The sequence below is a fragment of the Parasphingomonas halimpatiens genome, from assembly GCF_036663795.1.
Lineage (GTDB): Bacteria > Pseudomonadota > Alphaproteobacteria > Sphingomonadales > Sphingomonadaceae > Sphingomonas.
In genome coordinates this window covers 25394-33603 of the sequence record NZ_JAXOJP010000042.1, presented here as the reverse complement: position 1 = coordinate 33603, position 8210 = coordinate 25394, and the positions used below count along the sequence as shown (strand labels likewise).

The window sequence follows — 8210 nt, the reverse complement described above, 5'->3', positions numbered from 1 at the left end:
ACCGCAGGACACCCGATCACGTCTACTTCAACCGGCCGCTTCTCGCAGCGGCATGAAACCGGCAGACGCTCCACTTAGCAATTGCGCCGAGCTGTTCAAATGAACCGAGCCACCTCTTCCATTTGCGCCCGTAACTGATGATAGGCACGCCGTGCCGCGTCCAGGCCATCAAGATATACGTACGCGGCATAGCCGCCCTGGTTCGCCGATGATGCCACATTGAGCCCGTATTTGGCGGTCCATTTCGTGGCTTTGAGCAGGCGGCCAAGCGCCAGCAATTGCCGCATGCTTCGGGGCCGGGCCTTGACCTTGTAACAGTTGCGGCAATGCCACGGCACCTGTTTGCGGTCATAGGCATTGGTAAAGATCAGTCGGAGCATGGTTTCGCACGGAACATGCCATGGTACTTTGGTGCCCAACCAACGTTTAGGACTGGGCTTGCGTTCCGACACCTCCCACGTGCCGTCAGCATGCGCGATCAAACGCCCGGCAGCGACTGCCTTGTTCAGGTTGTCGCCGACCGTTGTCTCGCCGACGCGAAAAGCGAGCGGGTCGAGATATTCTGATGCGTCGCTATCCATCGCAGATGCCCTGTTCTCGACTCTTACCGACGCCTGGCGTGGCCGCGAAAATCCGCCGTAGTCAAGCTATTGTGGCATCGCAGGGCAACCCACATGCGCGGAGTGCTTCCGAATTACGGAGACGTCGCTGAAGTGAAGTGCACCCCTGGGTGGTGCAGGCAATCGGGTGAATGTGTGGCGTGGCGAAAGCAGGCACGCCGCCCGTTCCGCAGGATGATTCAACCCGCGCCGCGTCGCCCTTAAACTGCCGCTTATGCTCACCCCAAACCACCATCGCCGCCGCGCCCCGGCACCCCCGGCGTTCCTTCCAACACGCCCGCCCGAAAATTCCCTGCCGGCCACCGCAAAATTAAACAAAATTCCCTGCCAATTTCCCTGCCAATTTCCCTGCCGCAGCGATCGCGCCACCCGCCGCAATATCCCAACAAACCGCCCCAACCCCGCACCCGCCACCCCCACGCGCCACCCCCAATCCCGCCGCCCCGCCACCGGTGTTGACGCCCTGCCACCCCGCCAAGTAAATGCCCGCTCCGGGCGGTCCGGTTTGGCCGCCCTTTTTCGTTCGAGGAGATCAACCGTGGCAACCCCAGCACTCATGCCTGTCTATCCGCGCTGCGGGTTCCGGCCGGTGCGCGGCGAGGGCTGCTACCTGATCGGCGAGGACGGCGCGCGTTATCTCGATTTCGCCAGCGGCATCGCGGTCAACGCGCTCGGCCATGGCCACCCGAAACTGGTGCAGGCGATCGCCGACCAGGCCGCGACGCTGATGCACACTTCCAACCTCTATGGCTCGCCGCAGGGTGAGGCGCTGGCACAGCGCATCGTCGATGTGAGCTTCGCCGACACCGTGTTCTTCACCAATTCGGGCACCGAGGCGGTCGAATGCGCGATCAAGACCGCGCGGCGCTTTCATTATGCCGAGGGCAACCCGCAGAAGCACAAGCTGATCACCTTCAACAACGCCTTTCACGGGCGGACGATGGGGGCGATCTCGGCGACCAACCAGCCCAAGATGCGCGACGGCTTCGAGCCGCTGCTGCCGGGCTTCGCCTATGCGCCCTTCAACGATCTCGACGCCGCGCTGGCGCTGATCGACGACGCAACCGCCGGCTTCATGGTCGAGACGATCCAGGGCGAGGGCGGCGTTTCGGTCGCCACGCCGGAATTCATCACGGGCCTGCGCCAGGTCTGCGACGACAAGGGCCTGCTGCTCGTCCTCGACGAGGTGCAGTGCGGTTATGCCCGCACCGGCAAGATGTGGGCCTATGAGCATTATGGCATCACGCCCGACATCATGTCGGTCGCCAAGGGCATTGGCGGCGGCTTCCCGCTCGGCGCGTGCCTCGCGACCGAACATGCCGCCAAGGGCATGGTGATCGGCACGCACGGCTCGACCTATGGCGGCAATCCGCTGGCGATGGCCGCGGGCAGCGCGATCCTCGACGTGATGCTCGAGCCCGGTTTTCTCGATCATGTCACCGCGATGGGTGATCGGCTGCGCGCGGCGCTCGAGCAGATGATCCCCAACCACGATCATCTCTTCGCCGAGGTCCGCGGCAAGGGGCTGATGCTCGGCATCAAGCTCAAGCCCGGCAACGAGCCGCGCGAGCTGGTGGCGCATCTGCGCGACCATCACGGCCTGCTGACGGTCGCGGCGGGCGAGGGCGTGGTGCGCATCCTGCCCCCGCTGGTGATCGGCGAGGAGCACATCGCCGAGGCGATCGAGCGGCTGAGCGAAGGCGCGCGCAGCTTCGCGCCGGCAGCGGCAAGCTGATGGCGCTCCGCCACTTTCTCGACCTGTCGGATGCCGGCGGCGACGCCATCGCCGCGATGCTCGCCGACGCCGTGCAGCGCAAGGCGGAACGCGCCGGCTGGCCGCGCGGCAAGGCCGATGCCGATGCGCCGCTCGCCGGTCACGTCCTCGCGATGGTGTTCGAGAAGAACTCGACCCGCACCCGCGTGTCGTTCGACATGGCGATCCGCCAGCTCGGCGGCAGCTCGATCGTGCTCGACGCCGGCACCACCCAGCTCGGTCGCGGCGAGACCGTCGCCGATACCGCGCGCGTGCTGTCGGGTTATGTCGACGCAATCATGATCCGCACCGACGACCATGCCAAGGTCGAGGAGATGGTGCATTACGCCACCGTGCCGGTGATCAACGGCCTGACCGACGCCTCGCATCCGTGCCAGATCGTCGCCGACCTGCTGACCATCATCGAAAGCGGCAAGTCGCTCCCGGGCCTCAAGGTCGCGTGGCTCGGCGACGGCAACAACGTGCTCGCCTCGATCATCGAGGCCGCTGGCTTGATGCACTTCGACGTCGCCGCTGCCTGCCCGCAGGGATTCATGCCGTCGGAGCGCGACGTGGCGCGCGGGCAGGGCCGGGCGCGCGTCGTTGCCAGCCCGGCCGAGGCGGTGGCGGGTGCCGACATCGTCGTCACCGACACGTGGATCTCGATGGGCCAGGCGCATGCCGACACCAAGCTTGCCGCGCTGATGCCCTATCAGGTGACGTCCGCGCTGATGGCGAGCGCGCGGCCCGACGCCAGGTTCCTCCACTGCCTGCCCGCGCATCGCGGTGAGGAAGTAACCGACGAGGTGATCGACGGGCCGCAATCGCTGATCTGGCCCGAGGCCGAGAACCGGCTCCACGCGCAGAAGTCGATCCTGCGCTGGTGCTTCGGGCAGATCGGGTGAGTTGTGGTGGCGGCGCGCGATCCTATCTCTGTGGCCATGGAACAGCATGATCTCGATACCGCGCTGGGTTTCACCATCCCGGCGCGCGACGCGCGCGGGCGGATCGTGCGGCTCGGCCCGGTGCTCGACACGATCCTCGCCGCGCACGCCTATCCGCGCGCGATCGAGGCGTTGCTCGCCGAGGCGCTGACGCTCGCCGCGCTGATCGGCTCGACGCTCAAGGATGTCGGCGGCCAGCTGACGCTCCAGGCGCAGACGCAGGGCGGCGTCGTCCGGCTGCTGGTGTGCGACTATAAGGGCGGCGAACTGCGCGGCTATGTCGACTATGACGCCGACCGGCTCGCCGAGGGGCCCGACGCGCCGACCTTGTTCGCGCTGTTCGGCACCGGCCACCTCGCCATCACCTTCGACCAGGCGACGACCGGCGAGCGTTACCAGGGCATCGTCCCGCTCGACGGCGCCAGCCTCGCCGAGGCGGCCGAGCGCTACTTCGTCCAGTCCGAGCAGATCCCGACGCTCGTCCGGCTCGGCATCGCGCGCCGCGCCGATGGTAGCCATATCGCCGGCGGGCTGTTCCTCCAGCATTTGCCCGAGGGCGAGGACGGCCGCGAGCGGCTCCACACCCAGCTCGATCATCCCGAATGGGAACATGTCGCAGCACTCGGCGCGACGATGGGCATCGACGAACTGGCAGCGCCGGAGATCCCGCTGGAAGTGCTGGTCTGGCGGCTGTTCAACGAGGAGGACGAAGTCCGCGTCCAGCCATCGACGGCCCTGTCGCGCGGCTGCCGCTGCTCACCCGACTATATCGCCCAGGTGCTCGCCAAATTCCCGGCCGACGAACAGGCAGCGATGGCCGACGAGACCGGCATGATCGTCGTCGATTGCGCCTTTTGCGCCAGGAAGTTCCCTGTCCCGGTCGCTGTCGGCGCGGATTGACGACGGCTGTTGCATTGCGGCGCAACACACGTCACCTTGGGCGGCAGGGCGCATAAGACAGACGACATCATCGGGGGTTATGATGAAGCTTCGGCTATCCGGCCGGACCGCGCTGTTCGGCGTTGTCCTGTGTACCACCATCGGCGCGGCGTCGCCTGCCGCCGCGCCGGCGCAGCTCGTCGCGCTGTCGCAGGTCGAGCCGGGCCAGTGGCAGCTGCGCGAGGCCGGGACGACCGCGCCGCCGCGCGGGCTGTGTCTTGCCGATCCGGCGATGCTGCTGCAGCTCGGCCACCCGGGCGCGCAATGTTCGCGCTTCGTGATCAGCGACACCGCGGGCGGCGTGACGGTCCACTACACCTGCCCGGGCGCCGGCCATGGCCGCACGACGCTGTCGATCGAGACCCCGCGTGTCCTCCATGTCGTGACGCAGGGCATCGCCGGCGGGCTCCCGTTCGATCACGACTACGAAGCACGACGGCTCGGCGCCTGCGCGCGTTAGCAGCATCTTTACTCCGTCAGTGTAGACCGGCGGCTGTGCTTCTTCGGCACGCTTTCCTCCCTTGCTCGCCCGACTTCGGGCAGCTCCTTTCGGGCCGCCTCCGGGCGGCCCTTTTTTCGTCGCGGTTGCGGGATCGCCCCGACGTCACTAGGTCGGCTCCATCATGACAGCTCAACAGACCCTGGCGGTCGTCCTTGTGTCGGGCGGCCTGGATTCGATGGTGGCGGCGGCGCGCGCGCGCGAGGACGGGCATCGGCTGCTCGCGCTGTCGGTCGATTACAACCAGCGCCACCGGCTCGAGCTCGCCGCCGCGCGCCGCGTCGCCACATCGCTGGGTGCCGAGCGCCACATCGTCCTGCCGCTCGATCTCTCGGCCTTTGGCGGCTCGGCACTGACCGACGACATCGACGTGCCCAAGGAAGGGGTCGGGGCGGGTATTCCGGTGACCTATGTTCCCGCACGCAACACGATCTTCCTCAGCCTGGCGCTCGGCTGGGCCGAGGCGGCGGGCGCGCGCGATCTCTATATCGGCGTCAACGCGCTCGACTATTCGGGCTATCCCGACTGCCGGCCGGAGTTCATCGCGGCGTTCGAGGGGCTTGCGGAGCTGGCGACCAAGGCCGGCGTCGAGGGCGAACCGTTCCGCATCCATGCGCCGTTGCAGCACATGACCAAGGCCGACATCGTCCGCGAAGCGGCGCGGCTCGGCCTCGATGCGGGGATGAGCTGGTCATGCTACGACCCGGCGCCCGGCGGCCTGCATTGCGGTCGCTGCGACAGCTGCAGGCTGCGCGCCAAGGGCTTCCAGGAAGCCGGCATCGCCGATCCCACGGCCTACGCGGCCTGATCATGGCGTATGCGGTCAAGGAGATGTTCCTCACCTTGCAGGGCGAGGGCGTGAATGCCGGGCGCCGCGCGGTGTTCGTGCGCTTCGCCGGGTGCAACCTGTGGTCGGGCCGCGAAGCCGATCGCGCGACGGCGGTGTGTCGCTTCTGCGACACCGATTTCGTCGGCACCGACGGGGCAGGGGGCGGTCGCTTCGCTAATGCCGCGTCGCTCGTCGCGGCGGTCGAGGGATATTGGGGCGAGGGCAGGGCGAAGCGCTTCGTCGTCCTGACGGGCGGCGAGCCGATGCTGCAGGTCGACGACGCGCTGGTCGAGGCGTTGCACGCGGCGGATTTCCGCATCGCGATCGAGAGCAACGGCACGCTTGCCGTTCATCCCGGCATCGACTGGGTGTGCATCAGCCCCAAGGCGGGCAGCACCGTCGTCCAGCGCACGGGCGACGAACTGAAGCTGGTGTGGCCCCAGGCCGGTACCGACATCGGCGAGCTGGAGACGTGGGACTTCGCCCATTTCCTCGTGCAGCCACTCGATGACGCCCAGGCGCCCGCCCATCGCGAGGCTGCGGTGCAGTTCGCGCTCGATCGCCCGAAATGGCGGCTGACGCTGCAGAATCACAAGTCGCTCGGACTCCGCTAGCGACAGCGCGCGCGATCCGCCTGCCGGTGGCGGAACGTCAGTAGCTGATCGTCTCGGTCATCGAGAACGGACCGCACTTCTTCGGCGACCACTGGCTCTTCTTGTCCCAGCAGACAGCGTCGAGGCGGGGCAGCGGCGGGTAATTTGTGATCCTGAAGCGCGAGAAACGCTGTTCCCCGAACGGCCGCAACAGGCTGGTGCGCAGCTCACGCATATGGTCGGCGGCGATAGTGTGGAACGTTCCGCGCGGGGCCATGGCTGCCTCCGCCGCGATCGCCGCAGCGGTCTGGCAGAAGCCATATTGCGAGGCGACGGCGGTGAACCCGGTATAGGTCCGCGTGCCGAAGCGATCGAGCGCGTTCTGCCCGGCCTTCGGCTGCTTGGCGACGCGGATGAAATATTTGTTGAGCGTGTCGAACGCCTTTTTCAGCTCGTCGCGGTGATTGTAGAGCAGCACATTGTAGTTCTGGACCGACATCAAGGTCGGCTCGAACTGGCATTGCAGCGCGGCCACGTTCAAGCCGGACCGCATGTTCCACACCAGTTCGGCGCGCACCTCGTCGTCGGTCGCACCGGGCAAGACCTCGCCGATCCCCGGTTCATCGCCGCGCACGGTAGCACCGCGAATGTCGGGACTGGCCAGATAGAACTGGGCAGCGGCGGGCTGGGCCAGGGCGACACCCGCCAGGGTGCCGATCAGGGAAACGCAACGCAACACGTTCATCACAACCTCATGCAAAACAGGGGCTCGTTACGGTGTTTCGCCCATACACCCAAGAGCTTTCCGGAAGATTGCGCGGCGCATCACGCAATCGGCGCGACAAATCGATCGGCAACGCCCGGAATCGAAAGGGCCGCCCGGTTGCCCGGACGGCCCCGACATAATACCCTTGCGGGTGATTACATCTTGTTCTCGGTGACCGTCGTGGTGTTCGTGGTCATCGTGGTGTTGCTGGCCATCATGCCGTTGTCAGCTGCCATGCCGCTGTTGTCGGTCATGGTCATCTCTTCGGTGACATTGGTGGTGGTCATGTTGGTGTCGGTGACGTTGGTGTCGGTCGTCGCTGCCGGCTTGCAGGCCGAGATCATCAGCGCCGCGCCGGCGATCATCGAACCGGCAACGACCTTGGAAATGAGTGCACGCATGGAAAGGCTCCCTAGATTAGTGGATTTGGCAAGGCCCCTGAGCCCTTAATACCCAAACCGTGGTGGACATTAGACTGATATCGTCCGGCCCTCAAGCCCAGTTTTATCGCGGTGAAGAAAGAGTTTCGAGGAACGCCGGAAATGTCGCGGCCAGCGCGGCGTCGAACGCCGCCATGTCGGCGGATTTGCCGAGCGCCGTGGCGCTGGTCACGGGGTAATCCGCGATGCCGCATGGCACGATACCGCCGAAATGTGACAGGTCGGGCGCGAGGTTGACCGAGAAGCCGTGGAGCGTGACCCAGCGTCGGACGCGGACACCGATCGCACCGATCTTGGCTTCGTCCATACCGCCGCCCGCCGACGGCGCCATCGTCCAGATGCCGATCCGGCCCGGCGCGCGGAACGCGGCAATGCCGATTTCGTCGAGCGCGGCGATGACCCAGCCCTCTAGCGCGTGGACGAAGTGGCGCACGTCGCGTCCGCGCTTGCCGAGGTCGAGCACGACATAACCGATTCGCTGCCCGGGGCCGTGATAGGTGTAGCGACCGCCGCGCCCGGTCGGCACGACCGGGAAGCGCGGATCGAGCAGTTCGGCCGGATCGGCGCTGGTGCCGCCGGTATAGACCGGGGGATGTTCGAGCAGCCAGATCAGCTCGGACGCCTCGCCCATTGCGACCGCCGCGGCGCGCGCTTCCATCGTCGTCACCGCTTCCTGATACGGGGCGGGGGCGGGGGCGATGCGCCATTCGATGTCGCGGTCGGGGTAGGTCACGGCGACGCCGGGTGCGCCATTGTTACCTTTGATGCAAGGCCGGGCGTTCTTGTTGGCAAGCGTTAAAAGCTTGCGCTAACAGGCCGGGACAGGT

The 8210-nt window shown here is 66.6% G+C and carries 10 protein-coding genes; 6 read left to right on the top strand and 4 right to left on the bottom strand.

Annotation, left to right across the window (positions count from 1 at the left end):
- Window positions 1–95: 95 nt before the first annotated feature.
- Window positions 96–581 carry a hypothetical protein gene (locus tag U1839_RS23910; protein ID WP_332806073.1) on the bottom strand — a complete coding sequence of 162 codons (486 nt, stop codon included), beginning with the start codon at window positions 579–581 and terminating at the stop codon, window positions 96–98.
- Between the two features lie 577 nt (window positions 582–1158).
- On the opposite strand from U1839_RS23910, the gene U1839_RS23905 reads away from it, so the two are divergent.
- The 6 genes from U1839_RS23905 (at window position 1159) to queE (ending at window position 6198) form a co-directional block, all read left to right on the top strand.
- Window positions 1159–2355, top strand: coding sequence for an aspartate aminotransferase family protein (locus U1839_RS23905; RefSeq protein ID WP_332806072.1), 1197 nt, complete (start codon window positions 1159–1161; stop codon window positions 2353–2355).
- Window positions 2355–3278 carry an ornithine carbamoyltransferase gene (gene argF / locus U1839_RS23900; protein WP_332806071.1) on the top strand — a complete coding sequence of 308 codons (924 nt, stop codon included), beginning with the start codon at window positions 2355–2357 and terminating at the stop codon, window positions 3276–3278. The genes U1839_RS23905 and argF overlap by 1 nt, the downstream gene beginning before the upstream one ends.
- 36 nt (window positions 3279–3314) lie before the next feature.
- Window positions 3315–4217: an Hsp33 family molecular chaperone HslO gene (locus U1839_RS23895; RefSeq protein WP_332806070.1), complete on the top strand. Its 903-nt coding sequence runs from the start codon at window positions 3315–3317 to the stop codon at window positions 4215–4217.
- A gap of 82 nt (window positions 4218–4299) precedes the next feature.
- Entirely contained in the window at window positions 4300–4716 is a 417-nt protein-coding gene (locus U1839_RS23890; protein ID WP_332806069.1) for a DUF3617 domain-containing protein, read from the top strand.
- Window positions 4717–4879: 163 nt separating this feature from the next.
- Complete coding sequence (queC, locus tag U1839_RS23885) at window positions 4880–5563, top strand: 7-cyano-7-deazaguanine synthase QueC (protein WP_332806068.1); 684 nt, start codon at window positions 4880–4882, stop codon at window positions 5561–5563.
- A gap of 2 nt (window positions 5564–5565) precedes the next feature.
- Window positions 5566–6198 carry a 7-carboxy-7-deazaguanine synthase gene (gene queE, locus U1839_RS23880; protein WP_332806067.1) on the top strand — a complete coding sequence of 211 codons (633 nt, stop codon included), beginning with the start codon at window positions 5566–5568 and terminating at the stop codon, window positions 6196–6198.
- Window positions 6199–6235: 37 nt separating this feature from the next.
- On the opposite strand, the gene U1839_RS23875 is transcribed toward queE, so the two are convergent.
- From U1839_RS23875 to lipB, 3 genes are all read right to left on the bottom strand, one after another.
- Entirely contained in the window at window positions 6236–6922 is a 687-nt protein-coding gene (locus tag U1839_RS23875; RefSeq protein WP_332806066.1) for a hypothetical protein, read from the bottom strand.
- Between the two features lie 176 nt (window positions 6923–7098).
- The gene (locus U1839_RS23870; RefSeq protein ID WP_281125454.1) at window positions 7099–7344 is read right to left on the bottom strand and encodes a hypothetical protein; all 246 of its coding nucleotides are present in this window, start codon (window positions 7342–7344) and stop codon (window positions 7099–7101) included.
- Window positions 7345–7447: 103 nt separating this feature from the next.
- Window positions 7448–8116 carry a lipoyl(octanoyl) transferase LipB gene (lipB, locus tag U1839_RS23865; RefSeq protein ID WP_332806065.1) on the bottom strand — a complete coding sequence of 223 codons (669 nt, stop codon included), beginning with the start codon at window positions 8114–8116 and terminating at the stop codon, window positions 7448–7450.
- Window positions 8117–8210: the final 94 nt, after the last annotated feature.

What these genes read in the sequence shown, in the direction of transcription:
- queE (WP_332806067.1), top strand. Translation starts at nt 5,566, where the DNA reads ATGGCGTATGCGGTCAAGGAGATGTTCCTCACCTTGCAGGGCGAGGGC.
- U1839_RS23910 (WP_332806073.1), bottom strand. Translation starts at nt 581, where the DNA reads ATGGATAGCGACGCATCAGAATATCTCGACCCGCTCGCTTTTCGCGTC.
- argF (WP_332806071.1), top strand. Translation starts at nt 2,355, where the DNA reads ATGGCGCTCCGCCACTTTCTCGACCTGTCGGATGCCGGCGGCGACGCC.
- U1839_RS23870 (WP_281125454.1), bottom strand. Translation starts at nt 7,344, where the DNA reads ATGCGTGCACTCATTTCCAAGGTCGTTGCCGGTTCGATGATCGCCGGC.
- queC (WP_332806068.1), top strand. Translation starts at nt 4,880, where the DNA reads ATGACAGCTCAACAGACCCTGGCGGTCGTCCTTGTGTCGGGCGGCCTG.
- U1839_RS23875 (WP_332806066.1), bottom strand. Translation starts at nt 6,922, where the DNA reads ATGAACGTGTTGCGTTGCGTTTCCCTGATCGGCACCCTGGCGGGTGTC.
- U1839_RS23890 (WP_332806069.1), top strand. Translation starts at nt 4,300, where the DNA reads ATGAAGCTTCGGCTATCCGGCCGGACCGCGCTGTTCGGCGTTGTCCTG.
- U1839_RS23895 (WP_332806070.1), top strand. Translation starts at nt 3,315, where the DNA reads ATGGAACAGCATGATCTCGATACCGCGCTGGGTTTCACCATCCCGGCG.